At 51.3% G+C, this 26,016-nt stretch carries 25 protein-coding genes; 17 read left to right on the forward strand and 8 right to left on the reverse strand.

The features are described 5' to 3' along the window. Window positions 1-19: 19 nt before the first annotated feature. From OGX83_RS06020 to OGX83_RS06035, 4 genes are all read left to right on the forward strand, one after another. Entirely contained in the window at window positions 20-922 is a 903-nt protein-coding gene (locus tag OGX83_RS06020) for a manganese-dependent inorganic pyrophosphatase (protein WP_003020285.1), read from the forward strand. Between the two features lie 120 nt (window positions 923-1,042). Continuing rightward, window positions 1,043-2,386, forward strand: coding sequence for a 2-oxoadipate dioxygenase/decarboxylase HglS (hglS, locus tag OGX83_RS06025; protein ID WP_153687277.1), 1,344 nt, complete (start codon window positions 1,043-1,045; stop codon window positions 2,384-2,386). A gap of 193 nt (window positions 2,387-2,579) precedes the next feature. Next, complete coding sequence (locus OGX83_RS06030) at window positions 2,580-4,235, forward strand: glucan biosynthesis protein D (RefSeq protein WP_047411098.1); 1,656 nt, start codon at window positions 2,580-2,582, stop codon at window positions 4,233-4,235. A 167-nt stretch (window positions 4,236-4,402) separates the two neighbouring features. Further along, window positions 4,403-4,627, forward strand: a complete 225-nt coding sequence (locus tag OGX83_RS06035) for an HP1242/YdcH family protein (protein ID WP_003833168.1) — start codon at window positions 4,403-4,405, stop codon at window positions 4,625-4,627. A 66-nt stretch (window positions 4,628-4,693) separates the two neighbouring features. Here OGX83_RS06035 and alr read toward each other — a convergent pair whose 3' ends face one another. Continuing rightward, window positions 4,694-5,920, reverse strand: a complete 1,227-nt coding sequence (gene alr, locus OGX83_RS06040) for an alanine racemase (protein ID WP_286587549.1) — start codon at window positions 5,918-5,920, stop codon at window positions 4,694-4,696. Between the two features lie 218 nt (window positions 5,921-6,138). Between alr and rimL the strand changes: the two genes are divergently transcribed. After that, window positions 6,139-6,684, forward strand: a complete 546-nt coding sequence (rimL, locus tag OGX83_RS06045) for a 50S ribosomal protein L7/L12-serine acetyltransferase (RefSeq protein WP_286587551.1) — start codon at window positions 6,139-6,141, stop codon at window positions 6,682-6,684. On the opposite strand, the gene ydcK is transcribed toward rimL, so the two are convergent. Continuing rightward, window positions 6,676-7,656 carry a YdcK family protein gene (gene ydcK, locus OGX83_RS06050; protein WP_286587553.1) on the reverse strand — a complete coding sequence of 327 codons (981 nt, stop codon included), beginning with the start codon at window positions 7,654-7,656 and terminating at the stop codon, window positions 6,676-6,678. The two genes, rimL and ydcK, sit on opposite strands and share 9 nt — an antisense overlap. A 113-nt stretch (window positions 7,657-7,769) precedes the next feature. On the opposite strand from ydcK, the gene tehA reads away from it, so the two are divergent. The 3 genes from tehA to OGX83_RS06065 all read left to right on the forward strand — a co-directional run bounded on the left by tehA (window position 7,770) and on the right by OGX83_RS06065 (window position 10,197). After that, window positions 7,770-8,771, forward strand: a complete 1,002-nt coding sequence (gene tehA / locus OGX83_RS06055) for a dicarboxylate transporter/tellurite-resistance protein TehA (protein ID WP_008784854.1) — start codon at window positions 7,770-7,772, stop codon at window positions 8,769-8,771. Continuing rightward, on the forward strand, window positions 8,771-9,367 hold the full coding sequence (gene tehB, locus OGX83_RS06060; RefSeq protein ID WP_204192517.1) for a tellurite resistance methyltransferase TehB: 597 nt from the start codon (window positions 8,771-8,773) through the stop codon (window positions 9,365-9,367). Before tehA ends, tehB begins: the two co-directional genes overlap by 1 nt. Window positions 9,368-9,522: 155 nt before the next feature. Beyond that, window positions 9,523-10,197: a DUF3313 domain-containing protein gene (locus OGX83_RS06065; RefSeq protein WP_003833157.1), complete on the forward strand. Its 675-nt coding sequence runs from the start codon at window positions 9,523-9,525 to the stop codon at window positions 10,195-10,197. 37 nt (window positions 10,198-10,234) lie between these two features. Here OGX83_RS06065 and OGX83_RS06070 read toward each other — a convergent pair whose 3' ends face one another. Next, entirely contained in the window at window positions 10,235-11,143 is a 909-nt protein-coding gene (locus tag OGX83_RS06070) for a DMT family transporter (RefSeq protein WP_032943534.1), read from the reverse strand. A gap of 184 nt (window positions 11,144-11,327) precedes the next feature. Here OGX83_RS06070 and OGX83_RS06075 point away from each other — a divergent pair, with 184 nt between their 5' ends. Then, window positions 11,328-12,197 (forward strand): AraC family transcriptional regulator, encoded by an 870-nt coding sequence (locus tag OGX83_RS06075; RefSeq protein WP_057068172.1) that lies wholly within the window; start codon window positions 11,328-11,330, stop codon window positions 12,195-12,197. On the opposite strand, the gene OGX83_RS06080 is transcribed toward OGX83_RS06075, so the two are convergent. Further along, complete coding sequence (locus OGX83_RS06080) at window positions 12,180-13,346, reverse strand: benzoate/H(+) symporter BenE family transporter (protein ID WP_286587555.1); 1,167 nt, start codon at window positions 13,344-13,346, stop codon at window positions 12,180-12,182. The two genes, OGX83_RS06075 and OGX83_RS06080, sit on opposite strands and share 18 nt — an antisense overlap. A 105-nt stretch (window positions 13,347-13,451) precedes the next feature. Between OGX83_RS06080 and OGX83_RS06085 the strand changes: the two genes are divergently transcribed. Both OGX83_RS06085 and rlhA read left to right on the forward strand, forming a co-directional pair. After that, window positions 13,452-13,988, forward strand: coding sequence for a helix-turn-helix domain-containing protein (locus tag OGX83_RS06085; RefSeq protein WP_071446326.1), 537 nt, complete (start codon window positions 13,452-13,454; stop codon window positions 13,986-13,988). A 79-nt stretch (window positions 13,989-14,067) separates the two neighbouring features. Further along, a complete protein-coding gene (gene rlhA, locus OGX83_RS06090) occupies window positions 14,068-16,029 on the forward strand; it encodes a 23S rRNA 5-hydroxycytidine C2501 synthase (protein ID WP_286587557.1) in 1,962 nt (653 codons plus the stop codon). Window positions 16,030-16,032: 3 nt separating this feature from the next. On the opposite strand, the gene OGX83_RS06095 is transcribed toward rlhA, so the two are convergent. The 4 genes from OGX83_RS06095 to OGX83_RS06110 all read right to left on the reverse strand — a co-directional run bounded on the left by OGX83_RS06095 (window position 16,033) and on the right by OGX83_RS06110 (window position 18,993). After that, a complete protein-coding gene (locus tag OGX83_RS06095; protein ID WP_003020233.1) occupies window positions 16,033-16,263 on the reverse strand; it encodes a DUF2554 family protein in 231 nt (76 codons plus the stop codon). Window positions 16,264-16,454: 191 nt separating this feature from the next. Continuing rightward, window positions 16,455-16,580, reverse strand: a complete 126-nt coding sequence (locus tag OGX83_RS06100) for a DUF2474 domain-containing protein (protein ID WP_003020230.1) — start codon at window positions 16,578-16,580, stop codon at window positions 16,455-16,457. Next, window positions 16,580-17,590 (reverse strand): cytochrome d ubiquinol oxidase subunit II, encoded by a 1,011-nt coding sequence (gene cydB / locus OGX83_RS06105; protein ID WP_103285248.1) that lies wholly within the window; start codon window positions 17,588-17,590, stop codon window positions 16,580-16,582. Before cydB ends, OGX83_RS06100 begins: the two co-directional genes overlap by 1 nt. Then, window positions 17,590-18,993: a cytochrome ubiquinol oxidase subunit I gene (locus OGX83_RS06110; protein ID WP_060682173.1), complete on the reverse strand. Its 1,404-nt coding sequence runs from the start codon at window positions 18,991-18,993 to the stop codon at window positions 17,590-17,592. Before OGX83_RS06110 ends, cydB begins: the two co-directional genes overlap by 1 nt. Before the next feature lie 213 nt (window positions 18,994-19,206). On the opposite strand from OGX83_RS06110, the gene OGX83_RS06115 reads away from it, so the two are divergent. The 6 genes from OGX83_RS06115 to OGX83_RS06140 all read left to right on the forward strand — a co-directional run bounded on the left by OGX83_RS06115 (window position 19,207) and on the right by OGX83_RS06140 (window position 26,007). Then, a complete protein-coding gene (locus OGX83_RS06115; protein WP_195994675.1) occupies window positions 19,207-20,214 on the forward strand; it encodes a stealth family protein in 1,008 nt (335 codons plus the stop codon). A gap of 136 nt (window positions 20,215-20,350) precedes the next feature. Continuing rightward, on the forward strand, window positions 20,351-21,760 hold the full coding sequence (locus tag OGX83_RS06120; protein WP_103015370.1) for an aminotransferase-like domain-containing protein: 1,410 nt from the start codon (window positions 20,351-20,353) through the stop codon (window positions 21,758-21,760). Between the two features lie 327 nt (window positions 21,761-22,087). Beyond that, window positions 22,088-23,233 (forward strand): putative ABC transporter substrate-binding protein YdcS, encoded by a 1,146-nt coding sequence (gene ydcS, locus OGX83_RS06125; RefSeq protein WP_286587562.1) that lies wholly within the window; start codon window positions 22,088-22,090, stop codon window positions 23,231-23,233. 16 nt (window positions 23,234-23,249) lie between these two features. Beyond that, window positions 23,250-24,266, forward strand: a complete 1,017-nt coding sequence (locus OGX83_RS06130; RefSeq protein ID WP_048235324.1) for an ABC transporter ATP-binding protein — start codon at window positions 23,250-23,252, stop codon at window positions 24,264-24,266. Then, a complete protein-coding gene (locus OGX83_RS06135) occupies window positions 24,267-25,211 on the forward strand; it encodes an ABC transporter permease (protein ID WP_003833133.1) in 945 nt (314 codons plus the stop codon). It begins immediately after the preceding gene. Further along, window positions 25,201-26,007: an ABC transporter permease gene (locus OGX83_RS06140; RefSeq protein ID WP_003020204.1), complete on the forward strand. Its 807-nt coding sequence runs from the start codon at window positions 25,201-25,203 to the stop codon at window positions 26,005-26,007. The genes OGX83_RS06135 and OGX83_RS06140 overlap by 11 nt, the downstream gene beginning before the upstream one ends. Window positions 26,008-26,016 lie beyond the last annotated feature (9 nt).

Genomic DNA, 26,016 nt, shown 5'->3' on the forward strand with positions numbered 1-26,016 from the left:
CTTCACAAGGCACTGATGAATGATACATGTAATAGGGCACCTTAATCCCGATAGCGATGCCATCTGCACCGCCGCAATGACGGCGCGTTGGCTTAGTTTACGTGGCCAGCAGGCGACGGCATGGCGTTTGGGCGAGCCTAACCGCGAAACGCAGTTTATCTTTGAGCATGCGGGGCTGACGATGCCTGAACGGTTGACGTTTGAACTGACCGATCGTGATGTCTGGCTGGTCGACTTCACCGAGCCGGCCCAGGGACCGGAATCGTTAACAGAAAGTAACGTGGTGGGAATTATCGATCATCACCGACTTGGTGGGTTAGTCACCCGTCTGCCACCGGAAGTGTGGGTGAAGCCTGTCGGCAGTAGCGCAACCCTGCTGTGGCAACTGATGACGGAGGATGAACGCAACCAGTTATCTTCCGCTGAGGCTATTTTACTGCTCGGCGCCGTATTGAGTGACACTGTCACGCTTCGTTCACCTACGACGACCACTGACGATCGCCTGGCGGTTGATGCGCTGGCCCAAAAAACCGGAGTGGATCTTGACGCTTTCAGTCGTGACCTGCTGTCAGCTAAAACCAGCGTGGAAGGGATGAGCGCCCGGGAACTTTTGCAGAAAGACATTAAAACCTTCACCATCCATGGACATTCAGTCTGTGTCGCGCAGCTCGAACTCTATGCGCTGCAACAGGTGGATGCGGTACTGGACGATCTCCGTCAGGAAATGGCGCGCTATGCAGAAGAAAAGAACGCTGCGTTAGTCGTGCTGATGCTCACTGACATCAATCTGGGTGATACCAGCTTATGGTTTGCTGGAGCAGAACTTTCAGACATCCCGCAGCCTTGCAAGGTAGAAGGTATGCTTAGCCGTAAAAAACAGATGCTGCCCTGGCTGGAAAGTCATTTGAAACCACGCCAGTAGGTACTGTTCATCGTTTGTATGGGTGGGAAGTTTACGCGGGGTCACACTTTGTAAATTCTTCCCACCGGAGTCAGCGGCGTTTTCTACACTCCAGGTAATATTCACTGGAGGCATGACATTATGGCGAACACCATCACGGCAGATGAGATTCGGGAACAATTTTCGCAGGCAATGTCAGCAATGTACCAGCAGGAAGTCCCGCAGTACGGCACGTTGCTGGAACTTGTCGCTGATGTGAATCTGGCGGTACTGGAAAATAATCCGACGCTGCATGAAAAACTGGCGAATGCGGATGAACTGGCCCGGCTAAACGTTGAGCGTCATGGCGCCATTCGAGTGGGTACCGCGCAGGAGCTTTCTACGCTGCGCCGGATGTTTGCCGTTATGGGCATGTATCCGGTGAGTTATTACGATCTCTCCCAGGCGGGCGTCCCTGTACATTCCACAGCCTTTCGTCCCATCGACGATGCCTCGCTATCGCGCAACCCGTTTCGGGTATTCACCTCGTTATTACGGCTCGAACTAATCGAAAACGCCGCGCTGCGGCAAGAAGCCGCTGAGATCCTCGCGAAACGCGATATTTTCACTCGCCGTTGCCACGAACTGCTGGATGAATTTGATGCGCAGGGCAGTTTTACATCTGAACAGGCGCAAGAATTTGTGCATGAAGCGCTGGAAACATTCCGCTGGCATCAGCATGCCACGGTCGATGAAGCGACCTATCACGCATTACATAACGAACACCGGCTGATTGCTGATGTAGTGTGCTTCCCCGGTTGTCATATCAACCATCTGACACCGCGAACGCTGGATATTGACCGGGTGCAGTCGATGATGCCGGAATGCGGCATTGAACCGAAAATACTGATTGAAGGGCCGCCGCGCCGCGAGGTGCCCATTTTATTGCGTCAGACCAGTTTCAAAGCGCTGGAAGAACCGGTGTTGTTTGCCGGTGAAATGCGCGGCACTCACACGGCACGTTTTGGTGAGATCGAACAGCGCGGCGTGGCCCTGACGCCGAAAGGTAGGGCGTTGTACGACGAATTGCTGAATAAAGCGGGAACGGGGAAAGACAATCTGACGCACCAGCTACATCTTCAGGAGGTGTTTAAAGCCTTCCCGGACAGCGAATTCCTGCTGCGCCAGCAGGGGCTAGCCTGGTTCCGCTATCGTCTGACGCCATCGGGTGAAGCGCATCGGCAGGCGATTCGCCCTGATGACGATCCGCAGCCGCTTATTGAACGGGGCTGGCTGGTTGCGCAACCCATCACCTACGAAGATTTTTTACCGGTGAGCGCCGCAGGAATTTTCCAGTCCAATTTGGGCAATGAAACACAAGCTCGCAGCCACGGAAATTCCAGCCGCGACGCGTTTGAACAGGCGCTGGGTTGCGCGGTTTATGATGAGTTTGCGCTGTATCAGGAGGCTCAAGAACGAAGTAAACGTCGGTGTGGTTTACTTTAATGGAATTTACATGGGATTCGGTCTGTTCCCATCGACATAAAATATTTTCGATTTTGTACAGATAATCGGCGACCAACAATTGGATTATTAATGAATTTTGTCTAGAGTGAGCGGTCAGAAATGTGCACTCTCATGCCGCAGATTTTGACCGGCGCGGGACCATTTACACGACCAGAAGGACTCACTTTCAGGCATGAATCGCAGACGATTTATTAAAGGTTCAATGGCAATGGCCGCCGTGTGCGGAACCAGTGGTATTGCATCACTCTTTTCCCGCGCCGCCTTTGCGGCAGAGTCTGACATTGCAGACGGAAAAACCGTACGTTTTGATTTTTCCGTTCTGCAATCGATGGCCCATGACTTAGCACAGAAGCCCTGGGGCGGTGCACCACGCGCGTTACCGGACACGCTGGCGAAACTGACGCCGCAGGCCTACAACAGCATTCAATATGATGCAGAGCAGTCTCTGTGGAACAATGTTGAAAATCGTCAGCTTGATGCGCAGTTCTTCCACGTGGGAATGGGCTTCCGTCGTCGTGTACGCATGTTCTCGGTTGATGGTAGTACGCATATGGCGCGTGAAATTCACTTCCGTCCGGAACTGTTTAAATACAACGACGCGGGTGTGGATACCAAACAATTGGAAGGGCAGACTGACCTCGGATTCGCTGGATTCCGCGTGTTTAAAGCGCCAGAACTGGCCCGCCGCGATGTCGTTTCTTTCCTGGGCGCCAGCTATTTCCGCGCCGTGGATGACACCTATCAGTACGGTTTATCGGCCCGTGGTCTGGCGGTAGATACCTACACCGACAGCAAAGAAGAGTTTCCTGATTTCACCTCTTTCTGGTTCGAAACGGTTAAACCGGGCGCAACCTCCTTTACCGTGTATGCGCTTCTCGACAGCCCAAGCGTAACCGGCGCATTCAAGTTCGTGATCCACTGCGAGAAAACGCAGGTGATTATGGATGTACAAAACCACATCTATGCGCGCAAAGACATCAAGCAGCTCGGCATTGCGCCGATGACCAGCATGTTCAGCTGTGGCAACAACGAGCGTCGGATGTGCGACACTATTCACCCGCAAATCCATGACTCCGATCGTCTGGCGATGTGGCGGGGCAATGGCGAGTGGATCTGCCGTCCGCTGAATAACCCGCAAAAGCTGCAGTTCAACGCCTATACCGATAACAACCCGAAAGGGTTTGGCTTGCTGCAACTCGATCGCGACTTCTCCCATTATCAGGACATCATGGGCTGGTATAACAAGCGCCCAAGCCTGTGGGTCGAACCGCGCAACCAGTGGGGCAAGGGGACCATCGGTCTGATGGAGATCCCGACGACCGGCGAAACGCTGGATAACGTTGTCTGCTTCTGGCAGCCGGACAAGAAGATCAAAGCTGGCGATGAGCTGGAATTCAAATATCGCCTGTACTGGAGCGCTCAGCCGCCGGTGCGTTCACCGTTGGCTCGCGTGATGGCGACCCGGACAGGCATGGGCGGTTTCCCGGAAGGATGGGCACCGGGCGAGCATTACCCGGAAAAATGGGCGCGTCGTTTTGCCGTTGACTTCGTTGGTGGCGATCTAAAAGCTGCTGCGCCGAAAGGCATTGAACCGGTGATTACGCTCTCCAGCGGTGAAGCGAAACAGATTGAGATCCTCTACGTGGAGCCTATCGACGGTTATCGCATTCAGTTTGACTGGTATCCAACCTCTGACTCGACCGATCCGGTAGATATGCGTATGTTCCTGCGTTGTCAGGGTGACGCCATCAGCGAAACTTGGCTGTATCAGTACTTCCCGCCTGCGCCGGATAAACGTCAGTACGTTGACGACCGCGAGATGCGTTAATCACGCCCTTTACGGCTCTCCTGATGGGGAGCCGTATCTGCATTCATCCTCATAACGACTCTGTACACTATTTACTCGATCCTGTTCGCATTTTTCTGTATGGCAAATGGGTACTCTGTGGGTGTGTATTTCTTATACACGTTCTTGTCCACTAACAGGGAGAAAGTATGTTTCCAGAATACAGAGACCTTATTTCCCGACTGAAATCCGAGAACCCTCGCTTTCTGTCCTTATTCGAAAAACACAACAGCCTTGATCATGAGATCTCCAGACTGGAAGGTTCGGATGGTCGGGGGTATAGTTTGGACATTGTTCGTCTTAAGAAACAGAAACTCCACCTGAAGGAAGATCTGCTCAAAATATTGCAAAAAGAGAGTGTCAGTGAGAGCTGAGTAGAACGGCGCTTGCTGTGTAAAAGGGCTTCCTGCGAGAAACGGAAGCCCTTCCTGTTTTAGGTGTTAATCGACCATCACGCGTTTGTTCGTCGCCCCCCAGAGGATCGACATTTCAGTGAACAACGCGCCGCTAATTTCTTCGACTTCTTCTGCACTAACCTGCGCATTTCCCTGTTTACCGAACAGCACCACTTCATCACCGGATGCAACCTGCGGCAAATCGGTTACATCGACGATCACGGTATTCATGGATGTTTTACCCAGTACCGGAACCCGCTGGCCGCGGATCAGCACGTGCCCCGCATTACTGAACACACGGCGATAACCATCGGCATAACCTGTCGGGATATTGGCCAGAACGGAATCACGTTTAAGGGTATAGGTTCTGTCATATCCGACGGTGTTTCCTTTGGGGTAATGGTTTACCGACGCGATGGCAGATTTAAACGTCATGACGCGTTTGTATTCGGTGCTGGCGATGGTATCGCCATAGAAAATACCGCCAACACGCACCATGTCGAGCCAGGATTCTGGAACGGTCAGGGTAGCGAACGTATTCGCGACATGCAGGGTGACATCTTCGCGCTTAAGCCCGGTAATTTTCAGTACCTGGGCTGATTGCGCATTGAAACGGGCCAGATCGCGTTTTACCACTGCCGCATCTTCTTCCGGGAAATGCGACATGATGCCGACAATTTTCAGGCCGGGTAATGCGGAAATAGCGCGTGCTTCTTCCAGACCTGCAGCGGTACTGACTTCCAGACCGTTACGCGACATACCGCCAGAGTTCAGCGCCAGATGGATACGAATAGTTTTACCTTTCTCCTGAGCGATTGCACTTAGACGCTTAGCCATATCCAGATTACCGATAAGCTCTTCGGTATCGAAATCCGCCGCCTGGCGCATCTCTTTTTCCGTCGCGTTACGCACGCGCATGAGCTGCGATGTATAGCCTGACTGGCGAACGGTACTAATCTCCTCGTTGCTGGCGATGCCAATACATTGCACGCCGTTTTGCATCATCACTGGCGTTACCAGTGAGAGATCGTGGCCATACGCGTCGCCTTTAAGAATGGCGCACATCCGGGTTTTATCTCCCAGCAGTTGCTGAACTTTATGAATGTTATATTCCAGCGCGCTACGGGAAATTTCCAGCGTGGTATTATCCACGACCTGTTGCTTATTGACGGCAAAGGGAACGGGGCCCGCTTGCGTGGTGGAAACAGGTTGGTGACAGGCGGTAATCAGTAAAAGCGGAATAAGTGCTAAACGACCCAAAGGTGCTGCCATGCTTGCTCCTTAGCAATAGAATGAAAGTGTTATTGTCATCATTACGGTCTATCCATGAGGGGATACCCGGATCACCAGAGTAACGGGTTCCACGCCAGAGATTCTTTCTAAGTGATTGCTGTTACAGCATAAAAATAAGACATCCCCGGCGCTAAACAGAGTAATATCGGCTACTGCCAGTCAGAAATGCCCCGTTTACGATCGCAAAGGAGATAAACATGTCAGAAATAATTATCGTTAGTGACGCGCTGGAACTGCGGGCGGTAGAAGAACAACACGTCACCCCTCTGCATCAGTTGGTGCTTAAAAATAAAACCTGGCTCCAACAGTCACTGAACTGGCCGCAGTTTGTCGAATCTGAGGACGACACGCGTAAGAACGTGCAGGGGAATATGATGTTGCACCAGCGCGGCTACGCCAAAATGTTCCTTATTTTCGAACAAGGTGAGGTGGCTGGCGTTATCTCGTTTAACCAGATAGAGCCGCTGAACAAAGCCGCTTATATTGGTTATTGGCTGGATGAAGAGCACCAGGGCAAAGGCATTCTGTCTCAGGCGCTACAGGCAATGATTCATCATTATGCGCAGAGCCAGGAGATTCGCCGCTTCGTGATTAAATGTCGTGTAGATAACGTCAAGAGCAACCAGGTTGCACTGCGCAATGGCTTCCGACTGGAAGGATGTATGCAACAGGCGGAGTTCCTTAATGGCGATTACCATGACGTGAATCTCTACGCCCGCATCATTGATGGCTCTTCAGAATAAACCGGCGATAGGGGTGCGCGTGATACGTTGTTCGCCGTTGATCACTTTTGGCCCGCGCAGATGGATCGCATCGCCATCAAAGGCTTCAACTTGGGCCTGATCGGTTATCTCAATATGATGCTCAATCAGCACTTCACCCAGAATACAGGCATAGCCTTCAATCAGGATGTGACCGTCAAGCTGGAGCGGTCCGCCACGTAATTGCGCATGCCCCCCAACCAGCACGTGGTGTTTCAGCACGCAGTTACCTTCAACCACCGCGTGTTCCGCCACCTGCGAGCTGTAGCGCAGGGTAGGAATGGCGTCTTCATCCGTTCCGGCGATGACGCGTGCATGCCCATAGACTTTGGCGCAATCGCAGATCCAGACATTATTCTCTTCGTTGCCTTCTATCCGTGCAAAATCAAAAACTTCAGCCCGATGTTCTATAAAGGCATAATTGATCATCGCATCGCCATAGATTTGCGCCTGATGCACCACGCGTGAATTGCTGACTGCCGCCCGCTCGTAAATTTGCAGGAGCTGGTCGCTTTCACGGGTTAACCCTCTGGCTGCAATGATTTCAGAGTCACACACAATGCGTGCATCACCGCAGATGAGGCACTCACCGCGAACAACAGAATTCTGAATAGTGACGTTGTCACGTATTTGCGCGTTATGGCTGATTTCTGCTCGGTCAATCCAGACGGCATCACCAATCTGCGCTCCATCTCTGACCACGCTTGCCTGTGTAATACGGGCGTCTCCGGTTATCGTCGCGCCGCAAAACGCGAGCGCATTCTCATCGTATATCCAGCAATTACCGCTTTGCGACAGAACGCTTTCATCATCAATCCAGCCACCGAGCGTACCGGATCTAACATCATTAAAATCAATGAGTGCGATGATTTGGCGTAGTAATACACTTTTTTTATTGCCATTATCCAGGTAACTAAAGGAGCGAGATTCATCGCTTAGACGGTATTTGGTCATAGCTCATTTCCATGTTGCGCACCTTAGTTAAACGTAGCAAAGTTTTCTGCACTGGCTAAACCGGCAGATATTCCATAAAATGCATTTCAAATATACTTTAAAAAATAAACAAAATGAGTAAAAACAAACAGAGTGAACGGGTCCTCAATCTTCCGGCCGGTTATTTTGGCATGGTACTGGGTACAATTGGGATGGGATTTGCGTGGCGTTACGCCAGCCAGGTGTGGCCGGTGAGCCACTGGATTGGTGATGGCTTAGTCATCCTTGCAATGGTCATCTGGGGATTGCTGACGCTGGCCTTTCTGAGCCGTTTACTGCGTTTTCCGCATAGCGTACTGGCGGAAATTCGTCATCCGGTGATGAGTAGCTTTGTCAGTCTGTTTCCGGCCACCACGATGCTGGTCGCGATTGGATTTGTTCCGTGGTATCGACCGCTGGCGATTGGGTTATTCAGTATTGGCGTGGTCATACAGCTGGCATACGCAGCCTGGCAAACGGCAGGGCTGTGGCGTGGGGAGCATCCGGAAGAGGCCACCACGCCGGGTCTGTATCTGCCAACCGTTGCCAATAACTTTATCAGCGCCATGGCCTGTGGTGCACTTGGGTTCAACGATGCCGGATTGGTGTTTTTGGGCGCCGGGGTATTTTCATGGCTCAGCCTGGAGCCAGTGATTCTGCAACGTTTACGAAGCTGCGGCGAGCTGCCGACGGTTTTACGGACTTCACTTGGTATTCAGTTGGCACCCGCGCTGGTCGCCTGTAGCGCCTGGCTTAGCGTCAACGGCGGCGAGGGGGATACGTTAGCTAAAATGCTATTTGGTTATGGTCTGCTGCAACTTCTGTTCATGCTACGCCTTATGCCGTGGTATTTGTCACAGCCATTTAATGCGTCATTCTGGAGCTTCTCGTTTGGCGTGTCTGCGTTGGCGACAACGGGATTGCATCTTGGACACGGCAGTGAATCAGGATTTTTTCATACGCTGTCTATCCCACTATTTATTTTTACCAATTTTATCATTGCATTATTACTGATACGTACGTTTGCATTGCTGATGCAGGGGAAACTGCTCATCCGCACGGAGCGTGCTGCATTACTGAAATCTGAGGATAAATAATGACCCTTTGCGACGAAAACTACTTTACTGAAAAATATGATTTAACCCGTACGCATTCCGATGTCGTTGAAGCGGCAAAAGTGGTTGCACCAGGTAAAACGTTAGATCTGGGCTGCGGTAACGGCCGAAACAGCCTGTACCTGGCGGCAAACGGCTATGACGTTACTGCATGGGATAAAAACCCCATGAGCATCGCTAACCTTGAGCGCATCAAAGCGGCTGAGGGGCTGACCAACCTGAACGCGAAGGTCGCTGACCTTAATGCGTTACGTTTTGAGGGGGAATACGATTTTATTCTATCTACCGTTGTGTTGATGTTCCTTGAAGCCAAAACAATCCCTGGCCTTATTGAGAATATGCAACGTTGTACTAAACCGGGTGGATACAACTTAATCGTCGCGGCGATGGATACCGAAGATTTTCCGTGCACCGTTGGTTTTCCGTTTGCGTTTAAATCTGGAGAATTACGTCGTTATTACAGCGGGTGGGATCTGCTGAAATATAACGAAGACGTAGGTGAACTTCATCGTACAGATGAAAACGGTAATCGAATTAAACTGCGCTTTGCCACCATGCTGGCACGCAAAACTTCCTGAACCTCCCGTTTGGGTTAACTCTTTCTGCGTTCAGCATTTTTTGTGCTGAACGCAGAGATAAAATTGTGCGGTGCTTACCATTTTTAGTACATCCAAAATGAAACTGTTTTGCTATCCTTTTTAGGCATCATTGCGAAAACTAAAGGGATCGTTTCATGCGTACTCAAACTTTATTTAAAGTTGCAGTGCTTACTGGCTTGTTGGCATTATCCGGCTGTGCGTCAAAAGTGACCGAGCCGGATAAATATTCTGGGTTTTTAAAAAATTACTCTGATCTGAAGGAAACAAAATCAGCATCGGGACAAACGGTACTCCGTTGGGTTGATCCGAGCTACAACGAATCCAAATATGACAACATCGTGTATAACCCGGTAACGTATTATCCGGTTCCTAAACCTACTACACAGGTAGGGCAGCAGGTTCTTGATCAATTACTGACCTATACCAATACGAAGTTGAAAACGGCGATCGGTCAGCGTAAACCTCTGGTTACAACCCCAGGGCCACGTAGCCTGATTTTCCGCGGAGCGATTACCGGTGTTGCGACCAGCAAAGAAGGACTGCAGTTCTATGAAGTGGTCCCGGTTGCACTGCTGGTTGCAGGAACGCAAATGGCGACGGGTCACCGTACCATGGATACCAACCTCTATTTCGAGGGTGAGTTGATTGATGCAGCGACCAATAAACCGGTGATTAAAGTTGTACGTAAGGGTGAAGGTAAAGACCTGAACAACGAAAGCACGCCGATGGCGTTCGAAACGTTGAAGAAAGTTGTTGATGACATGGCGACCGATGCCTCCATGTTTGATGTGAACAAAAAACCACAATAAAAATGATGAACGCACCATCTCAGGATGGTGCGTTTTTTTATGCCACACGACGACGATAGAGTAGTTTACCCATCAGCGCTTCCGGTCGGGCAAACATCACCAGATTTCCCAGTAAGATCAACACCAATCCGGCAATCGCATTAACTTGCCAGATGTATCCTTCATACAATGTTGACAGCGTCAGCGCCACCAGCGGGAACAGCAGCGTGCTGTATGCCGCCTTACTGGGACCAATGCGACCTACCAGCGTGAAATAAGCGCCAAAGGCAATCACTGAGCCGAAAATAGCCAGATATAACAGCGCGCTAAGATAGCTGAATGTCCACTGTGGCGTGAAGTTGTCGCCGCGCACCAGCGCAATGGCCGCGATCAGCAATGTGCCGTACAGCATGGCCCAGCTGTTGGTCGTTAACACTTCTAACCCTTTTTTCTGGTGACGCAGACTGATCATATTGCCCAGTGAGAAGCCGAAGGTCCCGAGGGCGCTTAAGCCGATGCCCAGCAGCAGTGAATGATTAAACCCGCTGTTGAGCAAATCCTGCCAGAACAGAGTCACGATGCCCGTCAGTCCCAAACCCGCTGCAATATAGAAGCGCAGCGGTGGTTTTTGCCCAAAAAAGATGAAGCTATTGACTGCATTGAACAGGACGGCCATCGAGAAAATCACCGACTCCAGGCCGGTATTAATCCACGCCGCAGCCGTATAAAAACACCAGAAGTTAAAGCAAAAAACGCATCCGCCCTGTAACAGACAAAACAGATGATCGCGGCCAGACAGTTTGCGTAATTTACCGCTTAGCAACAGGATCACTATCATCACTGAGCTGGCAACGGCGAAGCGCCAAAAGATAGAAACCGGCGCAGAAACCGGACCTTGCTGCAAATAAATCGCAATCCATGTCGTTCCCCAAATAACCACCACCAGGCAGTACAACAGTGCGTTCATACGACTCTCTCTTTATTCATTCAGACTTACACTGTGTCACGACGGAATGCAGGAGGCTTTCATCGGCTTGCGGTGGACTTGCAAAATCTTGCGCTTTTTTTAGCGTAATAGTGAAAAGGCAGCTGTTAACGATATGTAGCTGATATAGACTGAAAGCCTGCTAACTTATTTTGAATGTGATGGTATGTCTCAGCCTTACGGTGCCTTTGAAAACTTGCGCAAACATAATGCCGTGTTGCATGAATCGGTTGCGTTACATTCAGGGATCCAACTGGCGGCCTGGTCGAACAAACGCGATACCATCACCCAATATTGCGATCACCATACGCTCAGTTTATACATCGCAGATGGTTACGAGAGTTACCACAAGACGGCGGGAGGCTGGAAGAATGGCGGGGGACCAGACCGTTTTTGCCTGATGCCGAAAGAGAGTGAGTCCAGTTGGGATATTCGTGACGATCTTTCCTTTGTTCATCTCTATTGTACGGACGCGCATTTGCGCGAAGTGGGTGAAAAAGTCTGGGACAAAAGCCCCTATAGCTTCACGCTGGACGAGCATACGTTTGGCAGTGACCCGGGGATCACGGCGGTTTACCGTCAGTTTTTGCTTGGTAATGACTGGCAGCAACCGGCCAATCACCTCACGCTTAGCGCGGCATCTTCACTACTGTTAACGCATCTGATCCAGCATTACAGCAATGTGCAATGGCGACTTCCCGTCGTCACCGGAGGGCTTGCGCCTGCCACATTGCGCAACGTGCTGGCCTATATTGAAGCACATCTGGCGTATCCCATAACGTTGAGCGATCTGGCAGGTGAAGCAGCGCTAAGTGAATTCCATTTTGCCAGAATGTTTCGCCAGTCGATGAATATGGCGCCTCATCAGTACGTCATGCAACGCCGTATGGCGCTGGCGCAGCAACTGGTCTGTTATTCATCACGCAGCCTGTCGGATATTGCAATGGCCTGTGGGTTCAGTTCGGCGAGCCATTTCAGTAACCGGTTTAAACAAGTGACGGGTAAAACGCCAACGCAGCTACGCGCGGCGAAATAACGTCAACACTGAGTAGCAGATACCGCCGACGATCAGCCCCCAGAATGCAGACCCAACACCTAATACCGTCAGACCACTGGCCGTAACCAGAAAAGTCACGATAGCCGCATCGCGTTCTGCTTCATTATGTAAGGCTTGAAATAAACTACCGCTAATCGTGCCGAGTAATGCCAGACCAGCAAGCATCTGGATCCAGCTTACGGGCAGGGCTGCCATCAGACCTGTGATCGAACTGCCAAACACCCCAGCCAGAATGTAAAAGACACCCGCTGCCGCTGCGGCGAGCCAGCGTCGATTTGCATCTGGATGGGCTTCGGGGCTTTGGCAAATTGCGGCGGTTATGGCGGCGATGCAGATAGAATAGACGCCAAACGGCGAAAATAGCAGTGCCAACAGACCCGTAAAAACAATCAGGGGTGAAACGGGTAACGAATATCCAGATGCTTTCATGGTCGCAATACCTGGGGCATTTTGCGAAGCCATAGTGACCAGAAACAGCGGTAGCGCAATACTGATACTGTGGGCTAATGAAAAGTGTGGTGCAGTAAACGCTGGCAACACCGGTGACAGATTAACACCATCGGTGACAATGTCACCTTTAACCAGGGCGATGGCTATACCTACCAACATTGCGGCGATAACGGCATACCGTGGGGCAATTACTTTTAGTACCAACCACGCCAGCAGCATGCTGCCGCACAAGATAAGCTCACTGTTCAGGCTATTGAACGCCTGCAAACCAAAACGCAGCAAGATCCCGGCCAGCATGGCCGATGCCAGCGAGTGGGGAATAATTTTCATCAGGCGGGCAAACAGCCCGGTTATACCGCACAGCACAATCAATGCATTAGCTACGATAAAAACACCGATAGCATCCTGAATCGATACCCCTTGCAGGCCCGTCACCAGCAGCGCGGCACCGGGCGTTGACCATGCGGTGAGTACAGGGGCGCGATACCACAATGTCAGCGCCAGCGTACTGACCCCCATTGCTAGCCCCAGTGCGGTCATCCAGCCTGCGATTTGTCCGGTCGTCGCACCTGCGGCGAGCGCCGCTTGCCAGATAATGGCCGCTGAACTGGCGTAGCCGACCAGGACAGCCACAAAACCCGACAAAACTGTAGGCAAGGGGATGTAAAATGTGCGCATAGCAACTCCGCGTGCGTTATAACGGTCAGTCACTGTAACACTGTGCGTTATAGCGTACAAGTGCTAAGCTGTAGCCCTGAGAAAGGAGAGCGACAAAGGAGAAAAATGGACAACTTAACCCACTATTTGGCCACAACGCTCAAAACGCTACGTCACCAGAGGGAATGGAGCCTTTCGCGTCTGGCGGAGGAAACTGGCGTGTCAAAAGCGATGCTGGGGCAGATTGAGCGCAACGAATCCAGTCCAACGGTGGCAACATTGTGGAAAATAGCCACCGGACTGAACGTCCCGTTTTCAACGTTTATTTCACCACCAGAGTCAGACGGCACGCTAACATTCGATCCCCAGCAGCAGGCGATGGTCGTCACACCGTTGTTCCCGTGGGATCCGCAACTGTGCTTCGATCATTTTTCGATACTGCTGGCACCCGGCGCGCTCAGTGAATCTACTCCGCATGAAACCGGCGTAATTGAGCACGTAGTGGTGATTAGTGGTCTGCTGGATATGTGTATTGAGGGGCAGTGGCGCACCTTTAAATCCGGTGAAGGTGTCCGTTTCGCCGGAGATACGGCACATAGCTACCGTAACAGTAGCGAGCAAACGGTTCATTTTCACTCGCTGATCCATTACCCACGCGGTTAATCGGGAAAACTATTTCGAAACGCCGCGCTTGTGACTACAATAACCGCCATTTTTACCGCTTGTGGATGGTAACAACTGTATGCGCCAGCAGCCTCATCACCTTGAATTGTTAAGCCCGGCTCGGGATACCGCCATTGCGCGCGAAGCCATTTTGCACGGCGCAGACGCCGTTTACATTGGTGGACCAGGTTTTGGCGCGCGTCATAACGCCAGTAATAGCCTGAAAGATATTGCCGAATTAGTGCCTTTTGCCCATCGTTACGGGGCAAAAATCTTTGTGACGCTAAACACGATCTTGCATGATGATGAGCTGGAGCCCGCACAACGGTTAATTACCGATCTGTATCAGACCGGCGTTGATGCCCTGATCGTGCAGGATATGGGGATTCTTGAACTGGATATTCCCCCGATTGAACTGCACGCCAGCACCCAGTGCGATATTCGCAGCGTTGAGAAGGCGAAATTTCTATCCGATGTGGGATTCACCCAGATTGTGCTGGCGCGCGAACTGAGCCTTGAGCAGATTAACGCTATCCATCAGGCTACCGATGCGACCATTGAGTTTTTCATTCACGGTGCGCTGTGCGTTGCCTATTCAGGGCAGTGTTATATTTCACATGCACAAACCGGACGCAGCGCTAACCGCGGCGACTGTTCCCAGGCTTGCCGTCTGCCGTATACCCTGAAAGACGATCAGGGGCGCGTGGTATCCTATGAAAAACATCTGCTGTCGATGAAAGATAACGATCAGACCGCCAACCTGGGTGCGTTGATTGACGCAGGTGTGCGTTCCTTCAAAATTGAAGGGCGCTATAAGGACATGAGTTATGTGAAGAATATTACCGCGCATTATCGCCAGATGCTCGACGCCATCATTGAAGAACGCGGCGATCTGGCCCGTTCATCAGCGGGACGCACCGAACATTTCTTTACCCCATCCACAGAGAAAACCTTCCATCGCGGCAGTACCGATTATTTTGTGAATGCCCGTAAAGGGGATATCGGCGCATTCGACTCACCAAAGTTTATCGGTTTGCCGGTCGGCGAAGTCCTGAAGGTGGCAAAAGATCATCTCGATGTTGAGGTGACCGAACCGCTGGCAAACGGGGATGGCCTGAACGTGTTAATCAAACGTGAGGTTGTTGGATTTCGCGCCAACACCGTGGAAAAAACGGGGAACAATCGTTATCGGGTATGGCCGAATGAAATGCCCGCCGATCTGCGCAAAGTGCGTCCGCATCATCCGCTGAATCGCAACCTCGATCATAACTGGCAGCAAGCGTTAACAAAAACTTCCAGCGAACGCCGTGTTGCGATCGATATTGAGCTCGGCGGCTGGCAGGAGCAGTTGATTCTGACGCTCACCAGTGAAGAGGGCGTGAGTATCACCCATACGTTGGACGGCCAGTTTGAGGAAGCGAACAATGCGGAAAAAGCGTTGAGTAACCTACAGGACGGACTGGCAAAACTTGGTCAGACGATGTACTACGCCCGCAATATTCAGGTGAATCTGCCGGGCGCGCTGTTTGTGCCAAACGGTCAACTAAATCAGTTCCGGCGTGAAGCCGTTGATATGCTGGATGCAGCGCGCCTGCAAAGCTATCAGCGCGGTAGCCGCAAACCGGTATCTCAGCCAGCGCCGGTTTATCCACAAACGCACTTGAGTTTCCTGGCTAACGTCTACAACCAAAAAGCGCGTGAGTTTTATCACCGTTATGGCGTTCAGTTGATTGATGCAGCCTATGAAGCACATGAAGAAAAGGGCGAAGTGCCGGTGATGATCACCAAACATTGCCTGCGTTTCGCCTTTAACCTGTGTCCGAAACAGGCGAAAGGTAACATCAAAAGCTGGAAAGCAACACCGATGCAACTGGTTAACGGCGATGAAGTCCTGACGCTGAAATTTGATTGCCGACCGTGCGAAATGCACGTAATCGGCAAGATGAAGCATCACATTCTGAAGATGCCGTTGCCGGGCAGCGTCGTGGCTTCGGTCAGTCCAGAAGAACTGATGAAGACACTGCCGAAGCGCAAAGGTTAATCGTTAGCTCAGATGTGTATCGGGTTTGCGTGATTTTTGCCAGTGATGGTGCTCACGAAGATCGGCGGCGGATTCTTCCGCCGTCACTCGAAGTTCATCGCTGTCGGCCGTGTGTCGTAGTAAATGATCGGCATCCTGCACCTGAAGATATTCATGTCCCTGATTAGTAGCGAAAAGTTGACCGGAAAAAAGCGCGCTGGCCAGCAATAACACCGTTAACCCTTTCTTAAACATCATGCACCCTCTGGTACGTTAGCTGCGGAATTGGCGATAATTTCGCCCGGTGACTATTCAATATTTTAATCGGGTTAATGACAATCTCTGTTTTGCCATTTCGATGTTTTTTACATTTTTGTTTAGTCGATGTTGGAATTTGTAACACCCGGGCAGTGCAGCGCGCTGACCGGGTGTTATCAGGGCGAGATTCAGGACTTAAATCCGGCGGCCGTCATCAGGAGACGAAAGAACATACCAACGGCGGCCAGGGCCAGCACGCTGCCGCCCCAGAGGATCACCAGCCACATCAGGCGTTTCCAGATTGTTTGTTGCATCAATGATACCCCTCACCATGTTGAACTTTGCCGCGGAAAACGTAGTAGCTCCAGAAGGTGTACACCAGGATTATCGGGATAATCAGCAGTGCGCCAACCAACATAAAGCCCTGACTTTGTGCCGGAGCCGCCGCCTGCCAGAGCGTAATAGACGGTGGAATGATATGTGGCCAGATACTGATCCCCAGCCCGCTAAACCCGAGAAAAATCAGCCCCAGCGTTAATACAAAAGGCAGCGTATGGCAGTTATGTTGCCCCAGCGAACGCCACAGCCAGAGACTGATAAGCGCAACCAGCAGCGGAACCGGCATCAGGAACCAAAGGTTGGGCAGGCTAAACCAACGCTCGGCAATCGCGCTATGTGCCAGTGGTGTCCACAGGCTGATAATGGCAATCACAACCAACATTGCCAGCAGCAGTTTTTTGGCCACACTGCGCATTTTATCCTGCAACGGATTTTCGCTTTTCATCACCAGCCATGTCGCCCCCAGCAGGGCGTAAGCCACGACCAGACCAACGCCGCAGAACAACGTGAACGGGGTCAACCAGTCGAAAGGACCGCCGCTGTAGCTGCGTCCGGTAACGGAAAACCCGTTGAGTACGGCACCCACCACGACACCTTGCGTGAATGTCGCGAGGATTGAACCGCCGATAAAGGCTTTATCCCAGAATGGTCGGTGAGCAGGTGTGGCTTTGAAGCGAAACTCGAACGCGACGCCGCGAAAAATTAGGCCGATTAGCATCAGGGTCAACGGGATGGTCAGCGCATCGACGATCACCGCATAGGCCAGGGGGAAAGCGCCGAATAATCCGGCTCCGCCCAATACCAGCCAGGTTTCATTGCCGTCCCATACCGGGGCTACGCTGTTGACCATAACATCGCGGTCGTCAGCGTCCTGAATCGCTGGGAATAAAATGCCAATCCCGAGATCAAAACCGTCCATCACGATATACATCAGCGTGGCGAAGACGATAATTACAAACCAGATAACTGATAAATCGATACCCATTAGCGATGTGCCTCCGGTTGAGAATCGAGGACGGCGGCTGAAAGCGGCCGGGCAGGCGTGCCTGTTGGCGGAATAGTCGGGTCATCTTCCTGTGGCCCTTTACGGATCAGGCGGATCATGTAGCTGTAACCCACGCCAAACACTGAGCTGTACACCACAAAGAAGGACAGCAGGCTGATGCTCATATGTAAATCGCCATGTGCAGAAACCGCATCCGCCGTACGTTGCAGACCGTAAACCACCCAAGGCTGACGGCCAACTTCAGTGGTCACCCAACCGGCAAGGATGGCAATCAGACCGGAGGGGCCCATCCATAAGGCAAAGCGCAGAAAAGGGCGCGAGGTGTATAAACGCTGCTTATAGCGCAGCCACAGGGCAAACGCGCCCAACAGGATCATCAGCATGCCTAGCCCGGCCATTATGCGAAACGACCAGAACACCATAGTGGAGTTGGGCCTGTCTTCTTTAGGAAACTCTTTTAGGGCCGGGACCTGTTTGTCCAAACTATGGGTCAGGATCAGACTGCCCAGCGCCGGGATTTCCAGCCCATAGCGGGTGCGTTCCTGCTCCATATCCGGCCAGCCGAACAGCAGCAGCGGAGTCGGTTCACCGGGGCGATTTTCCCAGTGTCCTTCAATCGCAGCAATTTTTGCCGGCTGATGCTTCAGCGTATTCAAACCGTGCATATCGCCAATCAAGGCCTGCAGTGGAGCGACGATTAATGTCATCCACAGCGCCATCGAAAACATCGCTCGAATTGCTGGTGTGTTATTCCCGCGCAGCAAATGCCATGCCCCCGAGGCAGCAACAAACAACGCGCTGCTCAGGAAGGCGGCAACCGACATATGCAGCAGACGATAGGGGAATGAGGGATTGAAAATAACGGCGAACCAGTCGACGGGAACGACCTGGCCGTTAACTATTTCATAGCCTTGCGGTGTCTGCATCCAGCTGTTGGAGGCGAGGATCCAGAAGGTTGAAATAATGGTACCCAGTGCGACCATGCAGGTGGCAAAGAAATGAAGTCCTGGACCAACCCGATTCCAGCCAAACAACATCACCCCAAGGAAACCAGCTTCGAGGAAGAAGGCGGTTAATACTTCATAGGTCAGTAACGGCCCAGTGATACTCCCGGCGAACTCGGAAAAACCACTCCAGTTGGTGCCGAACTGATAAGCCATCACCAGCCCGGAAACTACACCCATACCAAAATTTACGGCGAATATTTTCGACCAGAAATGGTAAAGCGATCGCCAGGTGGGATTTTTCGTTTTTAGCCATAGCCCTTCCAGCACAGCCAGATAACTGGCGAGCCCGATAGTAATAGCCGGAAAGATGATGTGAAAGGATACCGTAAACGCGAACTGGATCCTTGCCAGGTGAAACGCGTCAAGACCGAACATGCTTAACTCCGCAGGCAAAATTGATTTAGCGCAATTCTAAGTCTGAGGAGCAGTGGAAGGCAGAAACAGAACAGTTCTTTTTAACCATAACAGTTGCACAATTGCTATAGCTTTCACAAAAGATGGAATCCTCAATATTGATGCCTTGATTAGTTCAAACATTGAATTGGCACTTTGTTATATTCGCCGAAAATTATTCATTGGAACAATAAAATGAGCGGAATCGACTTTGTCGTTTTGTGGGTTGACTCAAGTGATTTAGCCTGGCAGGCGAGTTTTGCCAAGCATAAAGCGGCGGGTTGCCATGATGAGGGGGCTAGGCATCCGGCGCGTTTCAGAGATATGGGTATTTTTAATTATTGGTTCAGGTGTGTGGAAAAATATGCGCCATGGGTAAGAAAGATACATTTAGTTACATGCGGACAGATTCCCGCATGGCTTAATGTGAATCATAAAAAGTTAAACATTGTTTTTCATGAACAGTTTATCGAAAACAAGTACTTGCCTACATTTAACTCTAATGCGATAGAGCTTAATATTCATAAGATAAATGATCTGAGCGACAAGTTTGTCTTGTTTAATGATGATATGTTCATTACGGCACCGCTGGCTGAAGATTTCTACTTCGATAATGGAAATCCAAATGACTTTTTGATTTTAAAGAAAAATCCTCCAACCAACAAAGATAATCTCATCATGGCCTCATCAGATTTTCTCAACATCAGCATATTAAATAGCCACTTTAGCAAGCGTGCGATGATGCAGGAAAATAAGAATAAATATTACAGCATGTGTTATAAAAGACGGCTACTGAAAAATTTCGCTAACCGAAAAGAAAAGTTTTTCGAAGGGTTTTATAGTCGACACATTCCGCAACCATTTTTGAAAAGTACGTTCAATGAGATATGGCAGGTGGAAGAACAGTTGCTGAGGGAAACAGTCAGTAAGAAATTCCGCGAGCCTTTGTGCTTAACGCAATACTTATTCCGATATTGGCAGTTGGCGAATGGGAAATTTAACCCTAAAAACCCTATAAAGAGAGGTAAGTATTTCAATTTATCCTCTAAAAGCATAAACGATGCTATCAAAACACTAACCGATGGAACTGCTCAAACCTGTTTTAATGACACCGAGATACTCAACGATTTTGATGCGGTGACCGACAAATTGCGCACAGCATTTGAAAATGTGTTTAGTGAAAAGTCAGGATATGAGATTTAAGACAATAACAGTTTAGGTTTCACTTGGCAGGCTGCAACTTCGGCATTGAAACAAAACTATTCATAACAGTTAGTAAAAATGTAGAGATTATGTAAACTGATATACATGATGGTGGTTACCTGAACGGATTTTCAGAATGAAAAAGTACCAGCGACTGGCAGAGCAAATTCGCGATCAAATTGCGTCTGGCGTATGGCAGCCAGGCGATCGCTTGCCATCCTTGCGTGAGCAGGTGGTCAGCAGCGGAATGAGTTTTATGACCGTCGGACACGCATACCAGTTGCTGGAAAGCCAGGGGCGGATTATTGCCCGACCGCAGTCTGGCTATTATGTCGCCGCGCGCCCCGAACGTGAATTTGCTGCGCCGCAGGTGCAGGTCATGCGCGATGAAGCGGTGGATATCAATACCTACATTTTTGATATGTTGCAGGCCAGCCGGGATGCGTCAGTGATGCCCTTTGCCTCCGCATTCCCCGACCCGCGGCTGTTTCCACTTCAGCAGTTGAATCGCTCGTTGGCGCAGGTGAGTAAAACTGCCACCGCCATGAGCGTGATTGAAAACCTGCCGCCGGGGAATGCTGAGCTGCGTCATGCCATTGCCCGTCGCTATGCTCAACAGGGGATGACCATTTCACCGGACGAAATCGTCATCACCACCGGCGCGATGGAAGCCCTCAACCTGAGCCTGCAAGCAGTCACCGAACCGGGTGATTGGGTAATTGTCGAAAACCCCTGTTTTTACGGGGCGTTGCAGGCCCTGGAGCGATTACGTCTGAAGGCGCTTTCGATTGCCACCGACGTAAAAGAGGGGATCGATCTCACCGCGCTGGAGCAGGCGTTGCAGGAGTACCCGGTAAAAGCTTGCTGGCTAATGACAAACAGCCAAAATCCACTGGGTTTTACGCTCAGCGCAGAGAAAAAGGCGCGTCTGGTTGCCTTGCTGGAAAAATACCACGTAATACTGATTGAAGATGATGTTTACAGCGAGCTGTACTTTGGCCGCGAAAAACCGTTGCCCGCCAAAGCCTGGGATCGCGCCGACAGCGTTCTGCATTGTTCGTCTTTCTCCAAGTGCCTGGTGCCAGGATTTCGTATTGGCTGGGTAGCAGCAGGGAAACATGCCCGGCGTATTCAGCGACTCCAGCTAATGAGCACCTTATCTACCAGTTCGCCTATGCAGCTTGCCCTTGTTGATTATCTTTCAACCCGGCGCTATGACGCGCATCTGCGGCGCTTGCGTCGGCAACTGGCGGAACGTAAACAACAGGCCTGGCAAACGCTGCTGCGTCATCTTCCGGCGGAAGTCAACATTCACCACAACGACAGCGGTTATTTTCTATGGCTGGAACTGCCGGAACCGCTTGATGCTGGTGTGCTCAGTACCCATGCGCTGGCACACCACATCAGTATTGCGCCGGGGAAAATGTTCTCGACCTCGGGAAGCTGGACACGTTTTTTTCGTTTTAATACTGCATGGCACTGGGGAGATCGCGAAGAGCAGGCCGTAAAACAGCTTGGTAAATTAATTCGTGAAATGATGAAATAAACCATAACGCGCTATTCAATATAAATGAATAGCGTGTTCTTATTTTCGAAATAGTGAATGCTGAACCACGGTATTATTTATATCGGGTGCGTCCATACAAAATATCAATAGTTATTACTATTGCCACCTCTGCGTCTAACTCCTTGTCTATACTCCAGAAGATTACCCCCAGGTCAGAGTCTGTAGCGTAATGAGCGTTAGCTCACAACCTGATTAAATTTCCTTGCGCCAGCAGGAACGCTTACAACACCCCGACTATTTTTAGAAAAGGACATATATTTACGGCAAGGCTGCCGCTCAATATTTTTTAGACAGGAGTAAGACGTTATGAGCAAGCAGTTTGCCCTCAGTAGCCTGTGCGCACTCAGTATGACGCTGATGACTGCGCAGGCAGCCGAACCCCCCACATCATTAGATAAACCGGAAGGCCGCCTGGATATTATTGCCTGGCCGGGTTATATCGAACGTGGGCAAACCGATAAGCAATATGACTGGGTCTCACAGTTTGAGAAAGATACCGGCTGCGCGGTTAATGTAAAAACGGCAGCCACATCTGATGAAATGGTCAGCCTGATGGCAAAAGGCGGCTACGACCTGGTTACCGCTTCTGGTGATGCCTCACTGCGCCTGATTATGGGAAAACGCGTTCAGCCAATTAATACCGCGCTGATCCCTAACTGGAAAACCATCGATCCACGCGTGGTAAAAGGCGAATGGTTTAACGTTGGCGGAAAAGTTTACGGCGCACCGTACCAGTGGGGACCAAACCTGCTGATGTATAACACCAAAATTTTTCCAACGCCGCCGGATAGCTGGAGCGTGGTGTTTGTTGAGCAAAAACTTGAGGATGGGAAAAGCAATAAAGGGCGCGTTCAGGCCTACGATGGCCCGATCTATATTGCCGATGCCGCGTTATTCGTTAAAGCCACTCAGCCGCAGTTGGGTATTACCGATCCCTATCAGCTCACTGAAAAACAGTATCAGGCGGTGATCAAAGTCCTGAGCGATCAGCACGCGCTGATCCATCGCTATTGGCACGATACCACCGTGCAAATGAGCGATTTCAAAAACGAAGGCGTGGTGGCGTCAAGCGCCTGGCCTTATCAGGCTAACGCCTTGAAAGGCGAAGGTCAGCCAATTGCCACGGTTTTCCCAAAAGAAGGGGTTACCGGATGGGCTGATACCACCATGCTGCACAGTGAAGCGAAACACCCGGTTTGTGCTTACAAATGGATGAACTGGTCATTAACCCCGAAAGTACAGGGCGACGTAGCGGCCTGGTTTGGTTCTCTGCCAGTGGTGCCTGAAGGTTGTAAAGCCAGCCCTCTGTTGGGTGAAAAGGGTTGTGAAACCAACGGTTATAGCTACTTTGACAAAATTGCCTTCTGGAAAACGCCGATTGCCGAAGGTGGAAAATTCGTTCCTTACAGTCGCTGGACGCAGGATTACATCGCCATTATGGGCGGTCGTTAATTCCACTGGGGGTTTTATGACGTACGCAGTGGAGTTTCATAACGTCTCGCGTTTGTATGGGGATGTTCGTGCAGTTGATGGGGTAAGTATTGCGATTAACGACGGTGAGTTTTTCTCTATGCTGGGGCCATCCGGCTCCGGCAAGACCACTTGTCTGCGCCTGATTGCCGGGTTTGAGCAGCTGTCAGGCGGCGCAATTACCATTTTTGGTAAGCAGGCCAGCGAATTGCCGCCCTGGGAACGGGACGTCAATACAGTATTTCAGGATTACGCGTTGTTCCCGCACATGTCGATTCTCGACAACGTCGCCTACGGGCTGATGGTCAAAGGCATCGATAAAAAACAGCGCCACGCGAAAGCACGTGAAGCGCTGGATAAGGTCGCACTCGGTTTTGTGCATGAGCGTAAACCGTCGCAGCTTTCCGGTGGGCAACGTCAGCGCGTGGCGATTGCCCGGGCGCTGGTCAATGAGCCGCGCGTCCTGCTGTTGGATGAGCCGCTCGGGGCATTGGATCTTAAATTGCGTGAACAGATGCAGCTGGAACTGAAAAAATTACAGCAATCTCTTGGCATCACGTTCATTTTTGTTACCCACGATCAGGGGGAAGCCCTGTCGATGTCCGATCGTGTGGCGGTGTTTAATAACGGTCGCATTGAACAGGTAGATTCTCCGCGTGAACTGTATATGCGTCCACGTACGCCGTTTGTGGCAAGTTTCGTCGGGACGTCCAATGTCTTCGATGCGACGATGTCGGCGAACGTTTGTGGGCTACAGGGGATGTTCTCCCTGCGTCCGGAACACATTCGCTTGAATGATACCGGGGGAGAAGTTCAGGCCCGGGGGGTTATTCAGGCGGTGCAGTATCAGGGGGCGGCGACGCGGTTTGAGCTAAAACTCGCCGGAGGGGAAAAATTGCTGGTTAGCCAGGCGAACCTGACGGGAGAAATGCTACCGTCAACGTTGTCGCCAGGTCAGCAGGTGATGGCATCCTGGTCACGCGACGTGATGGTACCGCTGGTTGAGGAGAGGTGAATGGCTATGAACGTCTTACATTCGCCTCCACAGTCGACTAACCTGAACCGGATCTCAGGTTACTTCTGGCGTAATCCGGGGCTGGGGTTGTTTTTGCTGCTCCTCGGACCGCTGATGTGGTTTGGCATCGTCTACTTTGGCTCATTACTGACGCTGTTGTGGCAAGGTTTTTATACCTTCGACGATTTCACCATGTCAGTCACACCAGACCTGACGCTGGCGAATTTGCAGGCGCTGTTTAATCCCGCTAACTACGACATCATTTTGCGCACTCTGACGATGGCGGTAGCGGTCACCATCGCCAGCGCGATTCTGGCGTTTCCGATGGCGTGGTATATGGCTCGCTATACCAGCGGCAAAATGAAGGCTTTTTTTTACATTGCCGTAATGTTGCCAATGTGGGCCAGCTACATCGTTAAAGCCTATGCGTGGACGCTGCTGTTGGCTAAAGACGGTGTGGCACAGTGGTTTTTAACCCACCTTGGGCTGGAGCCGTTGCTGCTTTCTTTCCTGACATTGCCTGCGGTAGGCGGCAATACGCTGTCGACTTCAGGGTTAGGGCGTTTCCTGGTGTTCGTCTACATCTGGCTGCCGTTTATGATCCTACCGGTACAGGCCGCGCTGGAGAGACTTCCACCGTCGCTGTTACAGGCTTCTGCTGATTTGGGCGCGCGTCCGCGTCAAACCTTCCGCTATGTGGTGCTTCCATTGGCGATACCAGGCATTGCAGCGGGTTCGATCTTTACCTTCTCTCTGACGTTGGGTGACTTTATTGTGCCGCAACTGGTGGGACCGCCGGGCTATTTCATCGGCAACATGGTGTATTCACAACAAGGGGCGATCGGCAATATGCCGATGGCGGCGGCATTTACTCTGGTGCCGATTGTGTTAATCGCACTGTATCTGGCGTTCGTGAAGCGTCTGGGAGCTTTCGATGCACTCTGAACGCGCACCCTGGCTACTCAAACTGGCGGCATGGGGCGGGGTTATTTTCCTGCACTTTCCCATCCTCATCATCGCCACCTATGCTTTTAATACTGAGGAGGCTGCTTTTAGTTTTCCACCCCAGGGATTAACGCTGAAGTGGTTTAGCGTTGCTGCGCAGCGTAGCGATATTCTGGAGTCTGTGACGTTGTCACTTAAGATCGCTGCGTTGTCGACAGCTATTGCCCTTGTTCTGGGGACGCTGGCCGCGGCCGCGCTGTGGCGTAGGGACTTTTTTGGCAAAAGTGCAATATCGCTGTTGCTACTGTTGCCGATCGCGCTGCCGGGCATTATTACCGGCCTTGCGCTGTTGACCGCGTTTAAAACCATCAACCTGGAACCGGGTTTTCTCACGATCGTGGTGGGCCATGCGACATTTTGCGTGGTGGTGGTGTTTAACAACGTTGTGGCGCGTTTTCGCCGTACCTCATGGAGTCTGGTCGAAGCGTCTATGGATCTTGGCGCCAATGGCTGGCAAACCTTTCGTTATGTCGTGCTGCCAAACCTGGCATCGGCACTTCTGGCGGGGGGGATGCTGGCGTTTGCCTTGTCGTTTGATGAAATCATCGTGACAACGTTCACCGCCGGACATGAAAGAACACTTCCTCTGTGGCTGCTCAATCAATTGGGCCGTCCACGGGATGTGCCGGTCACCAACGTTGTGGCATTGCTGGTAATGCTGGTGACAACACTGCCAATTTTAGGGGCCTGGTGGCTAACGCGTGAAGGCGACACTCTCGCCGGAAACGGTAAATAAACGACGATA

This window comes from Citrobacter sp. Cpo074, assembly GCF_030332745.1.
Classification (GTDB): domain Bacteria; phylum Pseudomonadota; class Gammaproteobacteria; order Enterobacterales; family Enterobacteriaceae; genus Citrobacter; species Citrobacter portucalensis.

Coding starts and splice junctions, on each gene's coding strand:
- OGX83_RS06020 (WP_003020285.1), top strand. CDS start 20: ATGATACATGTAATAGGGCACCTTAATCCCGATAGCGATGCCATCTGC.
- hglS (WP_153687277.1), top strand. CDS start 1,043: ATGGCGAACACCATCACGGCAGATGAGATTCGGGAACAATTTTCGCAG.
- OGX83_RS06030 (WP_047411098.1), top strand. CDS start 2,580: ATGAATCGCAGACGATTTATTAAAGGTTCAATGGCAATGGCCGCCGTG.
- OGX83_RS06035 (WP_003833168.1), top strand. CDS start 4,403: ATGTTTCCAGAATACAGAGACCTTATTTCCCGACTGAAATCCGAGAAC.
- alr (WP_286587549.1), bottom strand. CDS start 5,920: ATGGCAGCACCTTTGGGTCGTTTAGCACTTATTCCGCTTTTACTGATT.
- rimL (WP_286587551.1), top strand. CDS start 6,139: ATGTCAGAAATAATTATCGTTAGTGACGCGCTGGAACTGCGGGCGGTA.
- ydcK (WP_286587553.1), bottom strand. CDS start 7,656: ATGACCAAATACCGTCTAAGCGATGAATCTCGCTCCTTTAGTTACCTG.
- tehA (WP_008784854.1), top strand. CDS start 7,770: ATGAGTAAAAACAAACAGAGTGAACGGGTCCTCAATCTTCCGGCCGGT.
- tehB (WP_204192517.1), top strand. CDS start 8,771: ATGACCCTTTGCGACGAAAACTACTTTACTGAAAAATATGATTTAACC.
- OGX83_RS06065 (WP_003833157.1), top strand. CDS start 9,523: ATGCGTACTCAAACTTTATTTAAAGTTGCAGTGCTTACTGGCTTGTTG.
- OGX83_RS06070 (WP_032943534.1), bottom strand. CDS start 11,143: ATGAACGCACTGTTGTACTGCCTGGTGGTGGTTATTTGGGGAACGACA.
- OGX83_RS06075 (WP_057068172.1), top strand. CDS start 11,328: ATGTCTCAGCCTTACGGTGCCTTTGAAAACTTGCGCAAACATAATGCC.
- OGX83_RS06080 (WP_286587555.1), bottom strand. CDS start 13,346: ATGCGCACATTTTACATCCCCTTGCCTACAGTTTTGTCGGGTTTTGTG.
- OGX83_RS06085 (WP_071446326.1), top strand. CDS start 13,452: ATGGACAACTTAACCCACTATTTGGCCACAACGCTCAAAACGCTACGT.
- rlhA (WP_286587557.1), top strand. CDS start 14,068: ATGCGCCAGCAGCCTCATCACCTTGAATTGTTAAGCCCGGCTCGGGAT.
- OGX83_RS06095 (WP_003020233.1), bottom strand. CDS start 16,263: ATGTTTAAGAAAGGGTTAACGGTGTTATTGCTGGCCAGCGCGCTTTTT.
- OGX83_RS06100 (WP_003020230.1), bottom strand. CDS start 16,580: ATGCAACAAACAATCTGGAAACGCCTGATGTGGCTGGTGATCCTCTGG.
- cydB (WP_103285248.1), bottom strand. CDS start 17,590: ATGGGTATCGATTTATCAGTTATCTGGTTTGTAATTATCGTCTTCGCC.
- OGX83_RS06110 (WP_060682173.1), bottom strand. CDS start 18,993: ATGTTCGGTCTTGACGCGTTTCACCTGGCAAGGATCCAGTTCGCGTTT.
- OGX83_RS06115 (WP_195994675.1), top strand. CDS start 19,207: ATGAGCGGAATCGACTTTGTCGTTTTGTGGGTTGACTCAAGTGATTTA.
- OGX83_RS06120 (WP_103015370.1), top strand. CDS start 20,351: ATGAAAAAGTACCAGCGACTGGCAGAGCAAATTCGCGATCAAATTGCG.
- ydcS (WP_286587562.1), top strand. CDS start 22,088: ATGAGCAAGCAGTTTGCCCTCAGTAGCCTGTGCGCACTCAGTATGACG.
- OGX83_RS06130 (WP_048235324.1), top strand. CDS start 23,250: ATGACGTACGCAGTGGAGTTTCATAACGTCTCGCGTTTGTATGGGGAT.
- OGX83_RS06135 (WP_003833133.1), top strand. CDS start 24,267: ATGGCTATGAACGTCTTACATTCGCCTCCACAGTCGACTAACCTGAAC.
- OGX83_RS06140 (WP_003020204.1), top strand. CDS start 25,201: ATGCACTCTGAACGCGCACCCTGGCTACTCAAACTGGCGGCATGGGGC.